Genomic DNA, 18,674 nt, shown 5'->3' with positions numbered 1-18,674 from the left:
CTCTTATTTCTTCAGAAGAATTTTCAATCCATCAATGGACTGCGAGCCTATAAGAGAAGAATGTCCTTTCGCATCTGTCACTCCTGTCGTCATGCTTCCATCGGGCAAATGAATTTCATACTTCTGATTTGCTAATATTTTTCCGGATGCAGGATGGGTAATAACAAACCGCTCATTAAAACTCCCCGGTTCAAACGACTTCATTACCCCCTGCATATTTGCAGATCCCTGTTTCGATATACCCTGGTTTTTCACCAGCAGCTTACCCGGCCCGCCAATTTCCACATTACCGCCCCTGATTTTGATATACCCCCCGCCGCATATCAGCGTCAGCTCATCCTGGGCGGTTATGACCAGTTTCTTACCGCTTGATATATGCGTGTCCTGCGTTGACCAGGTGGTGATGTTTCCCCCCTGCGCCTGGATATCCATATCACCCTGCGAGGCAAACCACCTCGCCCCCTGCTGGCTCCAGAGGCTGACTTGCTTTCCCGCGGCCAGCGTAAAATCCTTCTGTACGCCTATGTCCAGCTGCTTACCGGCGACCAGCGTCATATTTTCCTGCGCCGACAGCAGCATATCTTCACCGCTTGCCAGCGCCACACCGTGCGGAGCCGTGCCCAGCAGCACCGCCTGCTGAAGCCGATCGATCTTCTTTTGCAGCAGCCTCTGCTGACGTCCGACATCTGCTGCCAGGGCCTGTGCCTCCTGCGCGCTGGCCGCCAGCGACTGCATTTCCACCAGCGCCGCCGAAAGCCGTGACAGCGCCGGCTCCATCGCCAGCTGCTTTCCCTGCGCCTTCGGCTGTGCATCAGCGGTAATGAATATTCCCTTCCCGGCACGGATAGCCCCGTAGCTGTCCGTACGCAGCTCAATCCCCTCGCCGCGCTGATTTCTCTCGCTGTCCACCAGATGCCCGAGGTTAAGCTGGCTCTTGCCGCCGTACTCGGTGCTGATCTTCACGTGCTCTTTCCCGCGCGTGTCGTCGAGGCGGATCTTGTTGTTCGCCGGGGTTCTCAGCACGTTGCGTTTATAGTTGTAGATGGTGACGTGGTCACCGTGCGCCGAGTCGTGCAGGACGCCGGCGATATAGGGCCGGTCCGGATCGCCCTGTTCAAAGGCTATCGCCACCTCGGTGCCCGCCAGCAGCGGCAGGTGCAGGCCGTATGTGTCCCCGGCATAGGGCCGGGCCTGGCGCACCCACAGGCTCTCTTCACCCGGCGACCAGCGATCGCGGTCAAACAGCAGGCTGACGCGGTAGCGCCCGTCACGGTCGATATGGCCGTAGATATCGTTGATTTTGGTGCTGGTGACGCGTGCAGGCAGCGTCCCCGCCATCACCGGTTTAGCGACGGCGGCCGGGCGGAAGCCGTAACGCTCTGAGAACGGGATCGCGTGAAAGGTGACCTCAAAGCTGCGGTCACGCCGGGCGCGGCTGTGAAGGCGGGTGACCACCACCCCCTGGCGGAAGCTGTCCACCACCTCCTCGCCGCCGGTCACCTTCAGCTCCTGGCCGGGGGCCAGCGTCGCGCAGTTGGTTTCGCCGTTCAGCTGCAGCTGCCCGTTCAGGTAGCGCTCGTGACGGATACGGGCGTAAAACGCCCCGCTCTCCGGCTCCGGGTCACGCTGGTCGCTGTTGCCCGGCGTCAGGTAGTTGTCTCCCCAGTGATACGCCTCGCCGTAGGTGGTGCTGTCACCCTGCGATACATCCGCGCTGAGGTTCATCTCCTCCGGCGCGTTGCGGTAGTTATAGCTGCGGGTAAAAACCGACTTCTCCACCACGTTATGGTGGCTTTTCAGCCCCCACACCGACTCGGTGCCGCGGTCATGCTGGCCGGATGGCGGAACAGACGGCAGCGTCAGCCCCTGTTCGACATAGCGCTGGTCATCATAAAACGCCACCACGTCAATATTGAGCCGGGTGTCAGCCGTAATGCTGTACCAGATCCCCACCTCCGCCAGCAGGCGTGAGATAAAGGTCAGGTCATCCTCGTTGTACTGCATCACCTGCTCACGGCGCGGATACTCATTCGCCAGGGTGAAGACAAAGTCCTCCCCGCGCATGTCGTGGCGGGTGCGCAGGATGTGCTCCACGATACCCGGCACCGACATATCCTGGTAGATCCGGTTCTGGTGGCTTCTTGAAAGCAGGGCCAGACGCGGCTGCAGCGTCAGGCAATAGCGCGTTTCATCGTTTGAGGTGGAGAGACGTTCAAACCCGGTAACCACCCCCTGAAGCGTGCGTACCGGCTGCTGCACCTTTATGCCGTAATCCTGGTCAGCTGGAGCCTGCAGGGTCAGCGACGCGTCCTGCATCAGCATCTGCTGCGGCGTGATGGTCTTGTCCGGGCTGGTGAATTCAACGGTGTAGCGGAACGGTTCGCTCAGCGCTTCATGGCCTTCAAAGCAGAGCACGTCCAGCAGCGCCTGACAGCCCCGGACCTTCAGCAGGTTATGGCTGTGGCTGAATATCAGGGAGGTCGCGTCACTCATGGCTTATTTCCCCTTCGTCGAGATCCAGTCCAATGCCCGCCGCCTCACTCCAGCTCAGCGTCAGGCGCTGCGGCTTCTTGCCCGTCGCCATATGGCTTAACAGCTGCTGACTCAGCACCGGCAGGATCTGCTGATTGAGCAGGCTGTCGACGTTACGCGCCCCGGTATCCGGCAGCAGGCAGGCAGCGGTCAGGGCGTCATACAGGCTCTCATCGATATCCGTTGTCATGCCGTAATGGCGGGCCAGCCGCTGGCTAACCTGGTCAAGCTTCATCCCTACAATGGTGCGCATTGCCTGCTGCCCCAGCGGGCGATAAATCACCGTCTGGAAGCGGCCCAGCAGCGCGGGCTGGAAGTGATCCCGCAGAATGGGGCGAAGCAGTTCGTGCAGGTCGACATCGGTGGCCTCCGGCTGGTCGTCCAGCAGCTGCATGATGTAGTCGCTGCCGAGGTTGGAGGTCATGAGAATAACGGTGTTGCGAAAATCGATCTCCCGCCCTTCGCCGTCGCGCATAAAGCCGCGATCGAACACCTGGTAGAAGAGGTTCATCACGTCCCGGTGCGCCTTCTCTACCTCATCAAGCAGCACCACGCTGTAGGGACGCTTGCGCACGGCCTCAGTCAGAATGCCGCCCTGACCGTAGCCAACGTAGCCCGGCGGGGAGCCTTTCAGCTGGGAGACGGTGTGCGGCTCCTGGTACTCCGAGAGGTTGATGGTGATAAGGGATTTCTCACCGCCGAACAGCGCATCCGCCAGCGCCAGCGCCGTTTCGGTCTTGCCGGTGCCGCTCGGCCCGACCAACAGGAACACGCCCTGCGGCCCGTTCTCCGGTGCAAGCCCGGTTTTGGCGGCACGCAGGCGCTGCGCGATGGCGTTCAGCGCGCCATCCTGGCCGACTACCCGTTTTTCAAGTGCGGCTTCAAGGCTCAGCAGCTCCGTCTGCTCATCCTTCATTAATGAGGAGAGCGGCACCCCGGTCCAGTCAGCGATAACCGTAGCAACGGTGCGCACACCGACGTCAACCTCCAGCAAAGGCTGGTTCTGCTGTACCTCAGCAAACTGATGCCGCAGAGCGGCCAGCTCCCTCTGGCGGGAGATATCCGCCCGGCATGCCAGCAGCTGTTCGCTGAGCGCCAGCTCCTGACCGTACTGCGTCTCCAGCGCGTCAAGCTGCAAAATAATACTCACCTCTTCCCGATCGATAGCCTCCAGCCGTTCGCCATGCGGGCCGCGCCCCACCGCCAGATCTTCCAGCAGCGCCTGTTTTTCCATCTCTAGCGCGGTGATGGCGGATTTCATGCGGATCAGCGGCTCAGGCACGGTATCGAGGTTCATGCGCACCCGGGCGGCGGCGGTGTCGAGCAGATCCACGGCTTTATCCGGCAGCTGACGTCCGGTGAGGTAGCGTCTGGAGAGCGTAACGGCAGCGCGCACCGCTTCGTCAGTGATATGCACCCCGTGGTGCCGGGCGTAGCGGGTTTTCAGGCCACGGAGCATCAGGCAGGCGGTATCGTCGTCCGGCTCATCCACCAACACCCGCTGGAAGCGACGCTCCAGCGCTGCGTCGCGCTCAAAGTACTGCTTGTATTCGCTCCAGGTCGTGGCGGCGATAGTCCGCAGCTCGCCCCGCGCCAGGGCGGGTTTCAGCAGGTTGGCGGCATCCGCGCCACCCGCCTGGTTACCCGCCCCGATAAGGGTGTGCGCCTCGTCGATAAACAGCAGAACCGGCGTGGACGACTGCTGCACCGCGTCGATGACGTTTTTCAGCCGCTGCTCGAACTCGCCCTTAACGCCCGCACCGGCCTGGAGCAGGCCCAGATCAAGCGTGCGCACGCTGACGGTTTTCAGACTCTCCGGCACGTTGCCCTCGGCAATTCTGATTGCCAGCCCTTCCACCAGCGCGGTTTTGCCCACGCCTGGCTCGCCGACGAGGATAGGATTGTTTTTGCGGCGTCTGGAGAGAATATCCACCATCTGGCGGATCTCCGTATCGCGACCATACACCGGATCAATGTGACCCTCGCGCGCCCTGGCGGTGACGTCGAGGGTGAATTTATCCAGCACGTTCTGTAGCGCCGGGTTCAGCTCCCCGTCATGATGTCGCGCCAGCTCCGCTTCCTGCTGAACGTCCGGGCGTTCATCGGACTGCGCATCGAGCAGCGGACGCAGGCGTTCCAGCTGGCTCTGGCCCAGGGTCAGCAGCGGCCACAGGCTGTCGCAGCGCACCAGTTTTGGTTTATCCACCAGGGCCATCAGCAGATGAACGCTGCGAATATGCTCTTCACCTGCCAGCGAGGCCCGCAGCCAGGCGTTCTGCATCAGCGTCTGCGTGCTCTCTGCCAGCTGCGGACGACTGCGTACCGAGCGGGGCAGCGCATTCAGCCAGCCGAGCAGGTCCTGCCACAGGGCGTCCATGTCCCAATCATAGCGGCGCGCCAGCACCGTCAGGTCACCCTCATCCTGCTCCAGCAGTTTCAGCAGCCAGTGCTCCGGCAGAATTTCACCCTGCCCCCGGGTCTGGCACAGGGAGGCGGCACCTTCCATTGCCCGGGCACAGTAGGGGTTGAGACGACGCAGCAGAACAGCGGGATTTTCCATGACTCTCTCTCTTTATCAGTTCCTGGACACGCTACCGCCCATCGCTGTTTCCTGTTGTTCAGGAGACCAGAGCGCACGAGGTCGGTATCAGATTGTGTTTTTGTTTGCTCAGCAGCCCGCAGCTGGCCGCTCAGAAAACAAAAACAGCAGACGGAAAACCGTCTGCCGGGGGCTTATGCAGTAGCGCGTTCGTTCCATGAGTCGGAATGAATGATGTTGCCGTCCTTATAGGTCCAGGTGATTTTTTCGTAACGCAGTTCGATGGTTTCGAGATGGTTATGCTTCTCGTAGGCCGGATCCTTGATGTCGTGCATCTCTGGCGCGACCTTCACCAGCTTGACGTTCTCCAGCTTCGTGTTGAAGTACTCCACCTCCTGGCCCGCATCGTTGATTTTGTACCACTTGAACTCCGCTGATTTGAGGGTTTGCCCGGTGGTCACCGCCTTGTAGAGGTAGGGGCTGGAGGAGTCGATCTCCTTGGTGAACCTGAACGGCGTGTGGATCCGGGTGCCAGTCAGCCTGCCGGTGTTGTTGTCGGTCGGGATATAGAGATCGTGTTTCTGAGCCACCACTTCGATGCTGCCCTCACGATCCTTCACATCGACGGAACCCTTGATGTCCGCACCGCCATCGTCTTTCAGCCACAGATAAACTGGAATTGCCATTGTGTATCTCCACTTATTGCTTATTAGCGTCGCCCTGTTGGGGTGACAAAGGGGGGGTGTCCGGCATCCGGCAGGCATTGGCCTGCGGCACCAGACTGATGTCGACACGCCGGTTCAGCGCCCGGCCTTCCGGGGTGTCATTGGTTGCGACCGGGCGGCTTTCGCCATAGCCCTGTACCGCAAAACAGCTCTCCGGCACGCTGCCCGTGTTACGCATCCAGTTGCGGACCGATTCGGCGCGTTTCAGAGAGAGGATCTGGTTAGGTTTTTCATCCCCGATACTGTCGGTATGGCCTGCGACCACGATCAGCCAGCCGGGCCTGGCCTTAATACCGACCAGCGCATTGACCAGCACCTTTGTGGAGCCGGGTTTCAACTGCCACTGGCCGGTAGCAAACAGCGACATGCTGTCGAGACGTACCGTCTGCGGACCCTGGATCACCTTGTTGATCGCCCGCGGCGGAGGGGGTGGCGGAACATATGTCTGAATGGCGGCCAGCACCGCAGGGCGCAGCCGCTCCCCCCGATAGAGCCCCAGCCCGTAGCGCATCGGCTCGCCGTTACGAGACCAGCTATTGAGTAACGCCACATCGTTACGCAGCCGAGCCACCGCCCTGGCTTTCGGCACGGTGTCCGTCATGCCAATTCGGTAATAGTTCGAGATATCAAAGGCGAGCCGATGCAGCAGCTGACGGTTGTTCCATGCACTGCTGCACAGCGCGACCAGCATGGCCAGAGTGAAGAGAGAGAGCGCCCGGCGCTGCGTCCGGTTACGCGGCGTGATACCGCCACCCTGCGGCAACAGCGGCAGAATAAAATCCGGGAGAGGCGTATCGCCTGGCGATACCGTGCCCGATTGCCAGCCCGGAAGCTGATTGAGCGTGGTACGACGCGCTAGCCAGCAAGACCAGAGAGAGTCTGCCAGCGCAGGCACAGCGGACGACGGAGCCTGGTGGTAGAGCACCATTGCAGGCACCGCAGGCGGCATGTCCGGCGAGTTCGCCGTCAGCGCCGGTAACACCGCCTCCGCCATATAGCGGGCTTGCGCGTTTACTCTCACCTGCGCCCGAAGGCGGGAGGTGCTATCGCCCTGCGAAAGCCAGTGGGTAATGCTGCTCGGGGCGCGATCCGCCAGCCAGACCTGAAGCGCGCGCCCCGCCTGAACTGACTGCCACAGCGTTTCCGCGACGGATGCCCCCGCAACGGCGCTGGTCAGCAGCAGCGGCACCGTGCGCCGGGTATCTCGGCGCACCTGCGCAAGCTGCCAGCGCAGCTCATGCAGACGGGTAATGAGCATCGCTTCATCGTTATGCTGCTGCGGACGGACAACGATCATCACCGCCAGCTGCGCCACCAGCTCCGGGCGCTGCCAGAGCAGATGGCGCACCGTCTGCCGCAGTTGTGCTGTGGACACCTTCACCCAGCAGCCCTGCGCGGTACGGTATAGTGTGCCCTCGCCCGGCCAGTCCAGCGTGTCGCCGCAAACCAGCACCACCGGCAGGCGGTATGGCGCTTCCGGCAGCTCCTTCAGTTCACCCTCACCCTCACCCAAACCACCCGGACGGTGACCAGCAGAAACCAGACCAGCAATAACGACAGTCATTGTCAGCAGAAGGGTAAAACCGCGTTCACCGGCCGTCAGCGGCAGGAACAGCAGGCACAGCAGCGCCGCGAGCAAACCGCCCCACAGCCATACCAGGCGCTGCTGGCGCACGCTCATTTTCCCGCCCCCGGCAGCAGAGATGTCACCAGCCCGTCAAGCCAGTGATTAAGCCCCAGCCATAGCGCCGCCACCGCAATGGCGCACAGACCGATACACACCGGCCAGTGGCGTAACCTCTCACGCACGCCGCGACCGCCGGAAACCGTGGCCAGAAGCGGTACGTTTGACGCAAAACTCAACGGCGGCACGCGCTCGGCCAGCGCCCGAACCATCTGCTCACGAGCGAAGTCGTTCAGCGTGGCATAGCTGCCCTTAAACCCCAGCGCCAGCACCCGATGAAAGCAGGTTAGCACCGCGCTATCCGGCGCGGGCTCACGCAAAACCTGCCGTATTCGCTCGTACAGCGCATCCCCGGCGTCCATGGTGCCGAAGTATTTTGCCTGTAGCGGACGGTCGTACCAGACAATACAGGCATCATCCTCACCTTCTCGTCCCTTGGCGGTTTCATCCAGCAGCGCGCACCAGGCATAGAGAATATGCTGGCGATCGGCCTCGCTCATTCCGGCCTGCTCTAGCTGCGCCGTCACCTGCGTAATATCCTCCACGCAGCGCTGCCAGAGCATCTCCCCTTCGCCCTCAGCCAGCACGGCCCCATAACGCAGCTCGGTGACGATCAGCCAGGTGTTCTCCAGCAGGGTGTCAATATCAATATCCTTTTTCATGAACGCAGCACCGCCCAGAGTTCAAGCTCCGGCTCGCCCAGCAGGCCGGAGACGTAAAACACGCAGCTTCCTTCCGCCAGCATGGCCTGCGCTGCCGGATGGGCCATATCAAGGCTGAAATACTGATTTTCCAGACGCAGCGGGATCGCCGCCGGAACATGGCTCATTGCACGCAGCGGGACACCGGGCTGCGAGCCATTGACCACTCTGTCGACTTCATCGGGGCTGCCCACCTTGCACTGCTGCGGAAACAGCTCCAGCAGCTGCGCTACCGGTAATGCGGAACGCACTGAGAGATAAAAATCGGCATCCTCACGCAGCCTCGGATCGTGCAGGCGGGCATGCCAGCGTTTGCGCCGGGCATCCTTGACCATCTCAATCGCCACGACTCTGGAGGGCAGGCTGGCCTCCAGCAGCACGCCCAGCAGGTCAAACAGCGGCGGGAATACCGCCGTTAACTGCTCGTGACGGTAAACCGGAATATCAGCCGTGGTATGCGCAAGCGAAAAGGTCAGCAGGCTACCGGCCAGCCCCGCCAACACCTCGTAGAGGCGTTCGGGATGCACCTGCGGATGGCGCATAAAATGACTCAGCACCGGCTCCGCATGGTTCAGGGCATTCAGCAGCCAGAACAGCGACACGTCCGCCACCGCAAAGTCCGCCATCCGCTCGTTGCTCTCACGGCGCATCGCCATTAGCCGTTGCAGGCGAATGCACAGCTGATTCAGTAACTGCGCCAGTCGATCCGTTAGCCAGCGGCTGGCCTGGACGCTCAACAGCGGTGGAACAAAGGCGCTGTCCTGCATCCAGTTACCCTGATTGTCACGATACAGGCGGGCAACGGGCAGCGTCTGGTAGTCACCGTTATCCTCGTCCGCCGCACGCAGCGTCAGTTCCGGCAGCATCACCGCGATCTGGCGGCTGTCGTCACCATAACGGTTTCGTACCTCCCGCCAGCCAAGTCGCCAGCGCACCGGGCGCGCCTGTTTATCGTCCGGACGCAGGCAGTTGCCGCCATTTGCATGCTCGTGCGGCAACGCCAGCACCACCGTCAGCTCGCTGCGTTCGGGAAGCACCAGAACTGGCGGCAAGGGATCCGCATTATCGGTATCGATAAGAGTGCCGTCGGCATAACGCACATACAGGTGGCTGGCTTTCAACCGCCCCTGCGCCAGCAGGGAGGCGTCAAATTCCACATACTCTATTCCCCAGGGATTCAGCGCCCCCATCCGGGCGATACTCTCTGCGGACCAGGCGGTAAGCGCCGCCTGATGCTGAAAATGCTGCGGCGAGATCATCTGTCCCCTTGCCCATAGCGGTCGTTCTGTCTTCATCGCACCTCCTGTGCGTTACGCTTTCGCCTTCGGCATCTGAGAGACCAGCGACAGATTGACGTCCATGCCTTCCACCTGGAAATGCGGAACCGCGTAGAGCTTCACGCGGAAGAAACCCGGATTGTCCTCGATATCTTCCACCACCACTTTTGCATCGCGCAGCGGATGCGAGGCCTGTAGGGCATCGCCCGGGTCGGTCATCTCGGTGACCAGACCGCGTACCCAGGTGTTGAGCTCCAGCTCAAGCAGGCGGCGATCCTTAGTGGTTCCGATGTTTTCCCGCTGGATAAGCTTGAGGTAGTGCGCAATACGCGACAGCAGGAAGATGTATGGCAGGCGGGCATTGATGCGGCTGTTGGCCGTGGCATCTGCCGTGTCATACAGCGCCGGTTTTTGGGTGGAGTTCGCCGAGAAGAAGCAGGCGTAGTCGCGGTTCTTGTAGTAGGAGAGCGGGATGAAACCAAGATTGGCGAACTCAAACTCGCGGGTTTCCGGGATCATCACCTCAGAGGGGATCTTCACCTGGTTACCGGTGCCGAGATCGTACAGATGGATAGGCAGGTCCTGCACGGCACCGCCAGCCTGTGGGCCACGGATCTGCACGCACCAGCCGTTATTGATGAAGCTTTTCACCATATTGGCGGCGAACGCGAACGAGGCGTTGGTCCACAGGTATTTGTCGTGATCCGGGCCTTTGACCTGCTCAACGTAGTTGAAGCTGCGCACCGGAACGGTATCCGGGCCGTACGGCAGACGTCCCAGCACGCGCGGCATCACCAGACCGAGGTAGCGAGAGTCATCGGTTTCGCGGAAGGATTTCCATTTGATGTACTCCGCGCGGTCGAAGTAGTTACCGATATCCTTGATGGCTGCCACCTGCTCCATATTCTCTTTTAAGAAGAATGTCGGCCCTGCGGAGCCAATAAACGGCATGTGGGCGGCGGCGGAAACCTTCGAGATGTTACGCATCAGCGCCACATCCTGCGCGGAGGCATCGAACTCCCAGGCGGAGATGACGGCGGCAATGGGTTCTCCGCCGGGGGTGTCGTATTCCGCGATATAGGTCTGCTTGTACAGCCCGCTCTGGATGATTTCCGGGGAGTCCTCGAAGTCCTGGCGCAGCTCCTCTTTGGATAAGTCGAGCAGTTCCAGCTTGACGTTCTGGCGAAAGTCGGTTTTATCCACCAGCGATTTCAGGCCCCGCCAGATGCTCTCCGTGCGCTGAAAAGCGTCATGATGCATGACCTCATCAAGCTGACGGCCAATCTGAAAATCCAGCTCCGCAATATGGTGGTCGAGGATGGTTTTATCCAGCTTCTCTACCCTCTGCCCGGAATTTTGCAGACACTGCATAAATACTTTTACTGCGGCAGTGACGCGCGCATCCGCAGAGGTTTCGGCCATCACGGTATTATCATCAAACCCGTTTACATCACCGAGTTCAGCTACCGGCGTTAAATTAATTTTTTCAAACAGGGAGGCATATACCCCACCCTGTGGCAGCGTTTTTTCAACAGTGGCGCTGCCCACCCCGTTTTTCGATTCTTTATTAACTGACATAAGCATTTACTCGTTATTATTCCGTTAAAAGACGATTTGATAATTAAGCGCGGATCGGGGCGAGCGCATTCAGCTCACTGCGTAGCTCATCGGAGAGCGTCGGGTCTTTTAAAATAGTTTCGAGTTCTTTTCGGAAAGTGGCGTTATCAAGCAGATTAGATTTCAAGTCGCGTAGCAGGTTACGCATAGAGAGCATGGCCCGCAGCTGGGGTATCTGGCGCGCCACGGCCTCGGGCTCAAAGTCCTTCATCTGCTGAAAAGAGAGCTGCACGTTCTCTTCTGAGCCGTCGTCCACGAGGGTGTTTTTAACGGTGAGATTGATTCGAGGATTAAGATCGGCCAGGACGCTGTTAAAATTATTTTTGTTGATGTTTATTTTATCACGCTCGGAAAGCGGGCCTTCAGCCTTGCCATTGCTGAAATCACCCACGCTCAGGAGCTTTAACGGCAGCTCAACTTTTTTCTGAGCACCCCCCGTAACAAGATCCAACTTTATATTGACGCGCGCACGAGGTATCTCGTTCTGAAATGATTCAGACATATATATTTATCTCCTGAATTAATTAAGAGCCCTGGCGGGTTATAATTCCGCTAGGTAAACGGACGCATTACTATTTACGCCTAATTCAGCACAGCGTAAAGCAAAGAAAGCGCCCTTTTATAAAATTCGGAATTTGACTCGAGAGATAATTAAAATATTAAAAATTGAAACAATCGGAAATGATATAGGGTATTTAATTTACCGCTGATATAAATGCATCAGGGTATGTAAAAAAAAGCCAGGCAGTTGTTTAACTGTCTGGCTTCATCTGTTCGAAAGGCGTTTATGCAAGAGGTAACGCTTACTCTGCGTCTGGCTCTTCGGTTTTGTGCTTCGCAGCCGTCTCTTTGATCAGCGACTGCAGCTCACCGCGCTGGTACATCTCGATGATGATATCGCAGCCGCCAACCAGTTCGCCGTCTACCCACAGCTGCGGGAAGGTCGGCCAGTTAGCGTATTTTGGCAGCTCTGCGCGGATGTCCGGGTTCTGCAGGATATCAACATAGGCAAAACGCTCGCCGCACGCGGAGAGCGCCTGCACGGCCTGGGCGGAGAAGCCGCAGCTCGGCAGCTTAGGGGAGCCTTTCATATACAGAAGGATCGGGTTTTCAGCGATCTGCTGCTGAATTTTCTCTACGGTTGTGCTCATTGTCTTACTTCCTTAACGTCTTACGGCGTGGTGTGACATTCTAGCTTTTCACACCAGCAGGTAAAATAACATTTTGTTCACCAACCGTTAGTTTATCGCCTGAAGGGTAAAGTTGCCGTAAAAATTGTGCTGCTTAGCGCCAGGGCCCTCACAACTGGTCATCTCGTGAGCGTTAAAGCGCGATAACTGATGCTTTTTTTTGCGCTTGCTAACGAAACAGCGCTGTGATGGAAAAAGTTTATTAACTTTTTGCCATTTTATGCTTTAGAATCGACGAGTTTTGTAAATCACACGCATGTCGTATTCGTTACTTGACTGACTCAGGGGATTGCTCAGTGGCGCGGATAAATAAAATCTCGATCACGCTCTGTGCTTTAGTTTTTGCCTCGCTGACGTTCTCGCCGCTGGCCGGGGCGTCAGAACAGGCGCGGCCCTCTGCCGTGCAAAAAACGCATTTGGCAAAAGCATCAGAGCGAAAGAGTAAAAGCACTAACCAAAAGACTTCAAAGAAAAGCAGTGGCACTGCAAAAAACACAACGAAAAAAACCAGCACCAAGGCAAGCACCGCTAAAACCGCCTCCTCCAGCACCAAGCGCGCGTCAAGCAGCGCCAAAGCCAGTAAAATCGCCTCTCGCCACACAAAAACCAGCCCGGATAAAATTGCCTCCGTCGCTATCGCGGAAAAATGCACTGCGCGCAAAGGCCACAAGGCACGCTGCGTGAAGGTAAAGGGCGGCAAGCCAGAGACGCTGGCGGATCTGCATAAGGCGCGGATGCAAAAAGCGCAGAAAACCGCCATGAATAAACTGATGGATCAGATCGGCAAGCCTTATCGCTGGGGTGGGTCCTCCCCGCGTACCGGCTTTGACTGTAGCGGTCTGGTCTATTACGCCTATAAAGATCTGGTCAAGTTCCGCATCCCACGGACGGCCAATGAGATGTATCACCTGCGTGATGCTTCCCCGGTCAACACCGGTGAGTTGCAGAGCGGCGATCTGGTCTTCTTCCGTACCCAGGGTCGCGGCACAGCCGATCACGTCGGCGTCTACGTCGGTAACGGTAAATTCATCCAGTCTCCGCGCAGCGGCCAGGATATTCAGATCACCTCCCTGAGCGAAGATTACTGGCAGCGCCACTACGTGGGCGCGCGCCGGGTGATGACCTCTAAAACCCTTCGTTAATCTTTAGCCCTGCCATTGTCTGGCAGGGCTTTTCATTACTCCACCGCGTATTCGCGTTCGACGTTGCCACGCCCGGAGATCAGCACCAGCAGCAGCGCCAGCACCGCAATCAGCGCCCCGGTCACCGGTACCACGCTATATCCCAGCCCGCCGGAGATCACCGCCCCACCTGCCGCTGCGCCCAGCGCATTGCCCAGGTTGAAGGCACCGATGTTCACTGAGGACGACAGGCCTGGCGCCTCATGGGCCACGCGCATCACGCGCATTTGCAGCGGTGGCACCACGGCAAAGGTCGCTGCACCCCAGATGACCATGCTCACCGCCGCGCCCAGCTCGTTACGTGCCAGCAGCGGGATTGCCAGCATGATAACGATCAGCAGCAGGAAAAAACCTTTAAGAGTACCGTTTACGGAGCGATCCGCCAGCTTGCCACCCAGATAGTTGCCGATGGAGAAACCGACCCCAATCAGCACCAGCATGGCAGTAACAAACAACGGCGTGGCATGGGTAATCTCATGCAGTACCGGTGCGATGTAGGTATAGAGCGTAAACATCGCCCCCGCGCCGAGCACGGTGGTCAGTAAAGCCGACAGCACCTGGGGACGTACCAGCACGGCCAGCTCTTTGCGTACATCCGGACGCTGCCCGGCGCTGCCTTTTGGCAGAGAGAAGAACAGGCTCAGCATCGAGATCACACCGAGGCCCGCCGTGGCAAGAAACGACATTCGCCAGCCGATGGTTTCACCCAGCCATGTCGCCGCCGGCACGCCGCCGATGTTGGCGATGGTCAGCCCCATAAACATGGTAGCCACCGCGCTGGCCTGCTTCTCTTTGGGCACAACGCTGGCTGCCACCACCGATCCCAACCCAAAGAAGGCCCCGTGATTAAGGCTGGTGAGAATGCGCGACAGCATCAGGGTGGTGTAGTCAGGAGAGAGTGCGGACAGCACGTTGCCCAGGGTAAAGATGGCCATCAGGAAGATCAGCGCGCTACGGCGCGCACGATGGGAGAGCAGCAGCGTCATCAGCGGCGCACCCACCATCACGCCAATGGCATAGGCGCTAATAAGCATCCCCGCTGCCGGTATAGAGACATCTACCCCACGAGCGATCGTCGGCAGCAGGCCCATCGGGGAGAACTCGGTGGTACCGATGCCAAATGCCCCAATCGCCAGGGCCAGCAGGGGAAAGTTGATTTTCATATTTTGACTCCAGAATTGCCGTGTCGACAGGCGACACCGTCACAGAAGCCAAAAGCATGACATTTATCACAAAAAAACAGAAGTTATCAAACTAACAAAAGTTTATTGCCATTTTGATAACAATTGGGCGGGGTAAAGGTAGACATTAAACAGAGGGAGAGAGGCCCCTCCCCCATGCTGAATCAATTTAACGCAGCGGTCAGCGCACCCGCAACAATCAGGCCCAGCACAACAACGGTGGTCATCAGGGAAAACTTCAGATCTGCACTCATCAATTTCTCTCCATTCTTATTACCCCACAAAAAGTGAGCCTGCGCATTTTTACACATTTATGGGCAAAAATCTTCTTTGATTTGGGGTGATATGCGTTTTAACGCTTCCCCTTTTCATCAAGATAAGACAAAATTCCACGCTAAATTTATTCGCGTACCGGCCATAGACCCCTCCTGACGTTCCGTGTCGTTTTCCCGGCGAATCGCATCTCCAAAAGTTGCGTGCAGGCTGAGTAGAGGCAAACGTTTACCTACACTATTTTCAGGAGCTTACGTCGTGGTTTGGAGTGACATTGAATGGCAACTATAAAAGACGTAGCGAAACGAGCAAACGTTTCCACCACAACCGTATCACATGTTATTAACAAAACCCGCTTTGTGGCAGAAGAGACGCGTAATGCGGTGTGGGCAGCTATTAAAGAGCTGCACTACTCACCCAGCGCCGTGGCCCGCAGCCTGAAGGTTAACCATACCAAATCGATTGGCCTGCTGGCGACCAGCAGCGAAGCGCCCTACTTTGCCGAGATTATCGAAGCGGTAGAGAAAAACTGCTTCCAGAAAGGCTATACCCTTATCCTGGGTAATGCCTGGAACAACCTGGAGAAGCAGGGTGCCTATCTGTCGATGATGGCGCAAAAGCGCGTCGATGGCCTGCTGGTGATGTGCTCTGAATACCCCGCCCCGCTGCTCAGCATGCTGGAGGAGTATCGCCATATTCCCATGGTCGTCATGGACTGGGGCGAGGCAAAAGCAGACTTTACCGACTCGGTGATCGATAACGCCTTCGAAGGCGGGTATATGGCTGGCCGTTACCTGGTCGAGCGCGGCCATCGTGAGATTGGCGTGATCCCTGGCCCGCTTGAGCGCAACACCGGCGCGGGTCGTCTGGCTGGCTTTATGAAAGCCATGGAAGAGGCGCTGATCAGCGTGCCGGAAAACTGGATTGTGCAGGGCGACTTTGAACCTGAGTCCGGCTACCGGGCGATGCAGCAGATCCTCTCTCAGCCGCACCGCCCTACTGCCGTGTTCTGCGGCGGCGATGTGATGGCAATGGGTGCGCTCTGCGCCGTCGACGAGATGGGCCTGCGCGTGCCGCAGGATGTATCGCTGATCGGCTATGATAACGTGCGTAACGCGCGGTTCTTCACCCCTGCGCTGACCACCATCCACCAGCCCAAAGACTCGCTGGGGGAAACCGCCTTTAATATGCTGATGGACCGCATTGTGAATAAGCGTGAAGAGTCACAGTCGATTGAGGTTCATCCTCGGCTGATCGAGCGCCGCTCGGTCGCTGACGGTCCCTTCCGCGACTATCGCCGTTAAGATCCCGCCGCGATAAAACCTACGGGAGCCGATCACTCCGGCTCCCGCAGCCACTCCCGATTAAGCGTTTCGCTATCGCCTAAGTAGTCCAGCAGCCAGCCCAGCGCGGGCGAGTTGTCGTTTTGCTGCCAGGTCAGGCAGCAGGCGGCATCTGGAAACGGCTCTTCCAGCTGGAGCTCCACCCACTCACCGCGATCGAGCCACGGCCGTGCAAAATGGCCCGGCACCATACCGATGCACAGTCCGGCGCTCAGACACTCTGCGGAAGAGGTCCAGTCCGGCACCACCATTCGCCGCTGATTGTCCAGCAGCCAGGTGATCCTCTTGGGCAGCAGACGGGATGTATCTTCCCACACCAGCGACGGCCAGCCGCGCAGGAGATCGTCACTCAGCGGGCCACCCCTGCCCGCCAGCGGGTGATGAGCGGCCACGACGCAGCGCCAGTTGAGCATCCCCATATCGCGAAAGGCAAAGCGCCCGCCTACCGGTATGGCCTGAGTCGCACCGATAGCCAGCTCTACGCGCCCATCGGCCAGCGCATCCCAGACGCCATTAAACACCTCTTGCGACACAAGCAGCTCCACGTCTGAAAAGTGGCGGTAGAAGTCGACGATCATCTGCCGGGTGCGTTCAGGACGCACAATATTATCGACGGCAATCGCGAGCTGCCCGCGCCAGCCGTTGGCTATCTGCTGACACTGCTGTCGGGTGACCTGCATTTTTTTGATGACAGACCGCCCCTCCTGCAAAAACCAGCTGCCGGCAGGGGTCAACACGACATCCCGATGACGTCGTTCGAACAAAGGCACGGCAAGCCACTCTTCCAGCTGACGAACGGTATAGCTGATTGCAGAGGGAACCCGGTGCAGCTCCTGGGCGGCGGCGCTAAAGCTGCCGGTACGGGCGACGGTATCTACGACTTCAAGGGAGTAATCTGACCACATATTCTGCCTGCAAAAAATTTGAATGCACCGCGCAAATATTACCGTTTCACAACCGACAATGCACTGCCTACACTTTGCCGCTTTGCGATCTGTCCTGTTCACCTGTCGTGTAAAAGATAATAAGAAGGAATGATGATGTTACCTGGTAAAGGATTTTTAGTTTGGCTGGCGGGATTAAGCGTGCTGGGCTTTCTGGCAACGGATATGTATCTGCCGGCGTTTACTGCTATTCAGCAGGATCTCAATACGCCTGCATCGGCCGTGAGCGCCAGCCTGAGCCTGTTTCTGGCCGGTTTCGCCCTTGCCCAGCTGGTATGGGGCCCACTCTCCGATCGCTTTGGCCGCAGGCCAATACTGCTTTGCGGGCTGGGGCTGTTTGCTTTCGGCTGCCTCGGCATGCTGTGGGTGCGTGACGCCACCACGCTGCTGGTGCTGCGTTTTGTTCAGGCCGTAGGGGTCTGTGCTGCGGCGGTTAGCTGGCAGACGCTGGTAACGGACTACTATCCGGCTCAGCGGGTTAACCGGATTTTTGCCACCATCATGCCGCTGGTAGGGCTGTCACCTGCCCTTGCGCCGCTGCTGGGAAGCTGGATCCTTGCCCACTCCCACTGGCAGACGATCTTCATGGTGCTGTTTGTTATCACGCTGCTGCTGATGCTGCCCGCGCTGCGCCTTAAAAAACCGGTCAAAAAACAGCACCCGCACGCGACGCCCGTCACCTTTGGGCTGCTGTTACGCTCCCGCTTTTACTGCGGAAACGTCACCATCTACGCCGCCTGCTCGGCCAGCTTTTTCGCCTGGCTGACCGGCTCGCCGTTTATCCTGAGCGCGCTGGGCTATGGTCCCACGGCGATTGGGTTGAGCTATGTCCCGCAGACCATCGCCTTTCTGCTGGGCGGTTACGGCTGTCGCGCCGCGCTGCAACGCTGGCAGGGGCCACGTATGCTGCCCTGGCTGCTGGCGCTCTACGCCCTGAGCGTGGTTGCCGTCTGGCTGGTCTCCTTTATACCGCAGGTTTCATTAACGCTGCTGCTGGTGCCGTTCTGTGTCATGGCGATGGCTAACGGTGCGATCTATCCCATTGTTGTAGCCCAGGCATTGAGTCCGTTTCCACAGGGCGCGGGACGCGCGGCAGCACTGCAAAATACCCTCCAGCTGGGCCTCTGCTTCTTCGCCAGCCTGCTGGTTTCAACGCTTATCGCTACGCCTCTGCTCACCACGACCAGCGTTATGCTGTTGACCGCGCTGCTTGCCGGGCTGGGCTATTGGGTGCAAAAACAGGCAATAAAATAATTAGTTAACTAACCATAATCGGTTGAACCAGCCGTTTTTGCGTCCTATACTCAATTCGATAATTCTTAATAGCAAAAATATGTATTGGCAGGCGTCGGAGTACGCCTGTTCTTCCATGGACGGCATTTTCGGCAAGGGCTATCTCCCTTCCTCTGTTCTACGTCGGATATCAAGCTCACGGCCCGTTCCGTGGGATTTCTCACAAACCGTTAAACGCGTCTACGCTGTTTGAA

At 58.4% G+C, this 18,674-nt stretch carries 15 protein-coding genes; 3 read left to right on the top strand and 12 right to left on the bottom strand.

Annotated features, from left to right (window positions below; all coding sequences use genetic code 11):
- Nucleotides 1-3 precede the first annotated feature (3 nt).
- From WFN61_RS04955 to WFN61_RS04915, 9 genes are all read right to left on the bottom strand, one after another.
- Entirely contained in the window at nt 4-2,493 is a 2,490-nt protein-coding gene (locus WFN61_RS04955; protein WP_337037971.1) for a type VI secretion system Vgr family protein, read from the bottom strand.
- Nucleotides 2,486-5,092: a type VI secretion system ATPase TssH gene (gene tssH, locus WFN61_RS04950; RefSeq protein WP_337037969.1), complete on the bottom strand. Its 2,607-nt coding sequence runs from the start codon at nt 5,090-5,092 to the stop codon at nt 2,486-2,488. Before tssH ends, WFN61_RS04955 begins: the two co-directional genes overlap by 8 nt.
- 173 nt (nt 5,093-5,265) lie before the next feature.
- Complete coding sequence (locus WFN61_RS04945) at nt 5,266-5,757, bottom strand: Hcp family type VI secretion system effector (RefSeq protein ID WP_312274251.1); 492 nt, start codon at nt 5,755-5,757, stop codon at nt 5,266-5,268.
- Between the two features lie 13 nt (nt 5,758-5,770).
- The gene (locus WFN61_RS04940) at nt 5,771-7,477 is read right to left on the bottom strand and encodes an OmpA family protein (RefSeq protein ID WP_312274252.1); all 1,707 of its coding nucleotides are present in this window, start codon (nt 7,475-7,477) and stop codon (nt 5,771-5,773) included.
- On the bottom strand, nt 7,474-8,142 hold the full coding sequence (gene tssL, locus WFN61_RS04935) for a type VI secretion system protein TssL, short form (RefSeq protein WP_144811926.1): 669 nt from the start codon (nt 8,140-8,142) through the stop codon (nt 7,474-7,476). Before tssL ends, WFN61_RS04940 begins: the two co-directional genes overlap by 4 nt.
- On the bottom strand, nt 8,139-9,476 hold the full coding sequence (gene tssK, locus WFN61_RS04930; protein ID WP_312274253.1) for a type VI secretion system baseplate subunit TssK: 1,338 nt from the start codon (nt 9,474-9,476) through the stop codon (nt 8,139-8,141). Before tssK ends, tssL begins: the two co-directional genes overlap by 4 nt.
- A 15-nt stretch (nt 9,477-9,491) precedes the next feature.
- Nucleotides 9,492-11,042 (bottom strand): type VI secretion system contractile sheath large subunit, encoded by a 1,551-nt coding sequence (tssC, locus tag WFN61_RS04925; RefSeq protein ID WP_312777813.1) that lies wholly within the window; start codon nt 11,040-11,042, stop codon nt 9,492-9,494.
- 37 nt (nt 11,043-11,079) lie between these two features.
- On the bottom strand, nt 11,080-11,577 hold the full coding sequence (gene tssB, locus WFN61_RS04920) for a type VI secretion system contractile sheath small subunit (protein WP_144811934.1): 498 nt from the start codon (nt 11,575-11,577) through the stop codon (nt 11,080-11,082).
- A 301-nt stretch (nt 11,578-11,878) separates the two neighbouring features.
- A complete protein-coding gene (locus tag WFN61_RS04915) occupies nt 11,879-12,226 on the bottom strand; it encodes a Grx4 family monothiol glutaredoxin (protein WP_144811938.1) in 348 nt (115 codons plus the stop codon).
- A gap of 335 nt (nt 12,227-12,561) precedes the next feature.
- Between WFN61_RS04915 and WFN61_RS04910 the strand changes: the two genes are divergently transcribed.
- Nucleotides 12,562-13,407, top strand: a complete 846-nt coding sequence (locus WFN61_RS04910) for a C40 family peptidase (protein ID WP_144811941.1) — start codon at nt 12,562-12,564, stop codon at nt 13,405-13,407.
- Nucleotides 13,408-13,442: 35 nt separating this feature from the next.
- Here WFN61_RS04910 and WFN61_RS04905 read toward each other — a convergent pair whose 3' ends face one another.
- Nucleotides 13,443-14,609, bottom strand: a complete 1,167-nt coding sequence (locus tag WFN61_RS04905) for an MFS transporter (RefSeq protein WP_144811943.1) — start codon at nt 14,607-14,609, stop codon at nt 13,443-13,445.
- A 182-nt stretch (nt 14,610-14,791) separates the two neighbouring features.
- Nucleotides 14,792-14,881: a cytochrome bd-I oxidase subunit CydH gene (cydH, locus tag WFN61_RS04900; RefSeq protein ID WP_103820868.1), complete on the bottom strand. Its 90-nt coding sequence runs from the start codon at nt 14,879-14,881 to the stop codon at nt 14,792-14,794.
- Between the two features lie 297 nt (nt 14,882-15,178).
- Here cydH and purR point away from each other — a divergent pair, with 297 nt between their 5' ends.
- A complete protein-coding gene (purR, locus tag WFN61_RS04895; protein WP_144811946.1) occupies nt 15,179-16,204 on the top strand; it encodes an HTH-type transcriptional repressor PurR in 1,026 nt (341 codons plus the stop codon).
- 32 nt (nt 16,205-16,236) lie between these two features.
- On the opposite strand, the gene punR is transcribed toward purR, so the two are convergent.
- A complete protein-coding gene (gene punR, locus WFN61_RS04890) occupies nt 16,237-17,148 on the bottom strand; it encodes a DNA-binding transcriptional activator PunR (RefSeq protein ID WP_144811950.1) in 912 nt (303 codons plus the stop codon).
- Between the two features lie 135 nt (nt 17,149-17,283).
- Here punR and punC point away from each other — a divergent pair, with 135 nt between their 5' ends.
- Complete coding sequence (gene punC / locus WFN61_RS04885; RefSeq protein ID WP_337038100.1) at nt 17,284-18,441, top strand: purine nucleoside transporter PunC; 1,158 nt, start codon at nt 17,284-17,286, stop codon at nt 18,439-18,441.
- Nucleotides 18,442-18,674: the final 233 nt, after the last annotated feature.

The sequence above is a fragment of the Pseudescherichia sp. AS216 genome, assembly GCF_037152055.1.
Classification (GTDB): Bacteria; Pseudomonadota; Gammaproteobacteria; order Enterobacterales; family Enterobacteriaceae; genus Pseudescherichia.
Note: the sequence above shows the minus strand (reverse complement) of the source record. Positions and strands in the feature narration are given on the sequence as shown.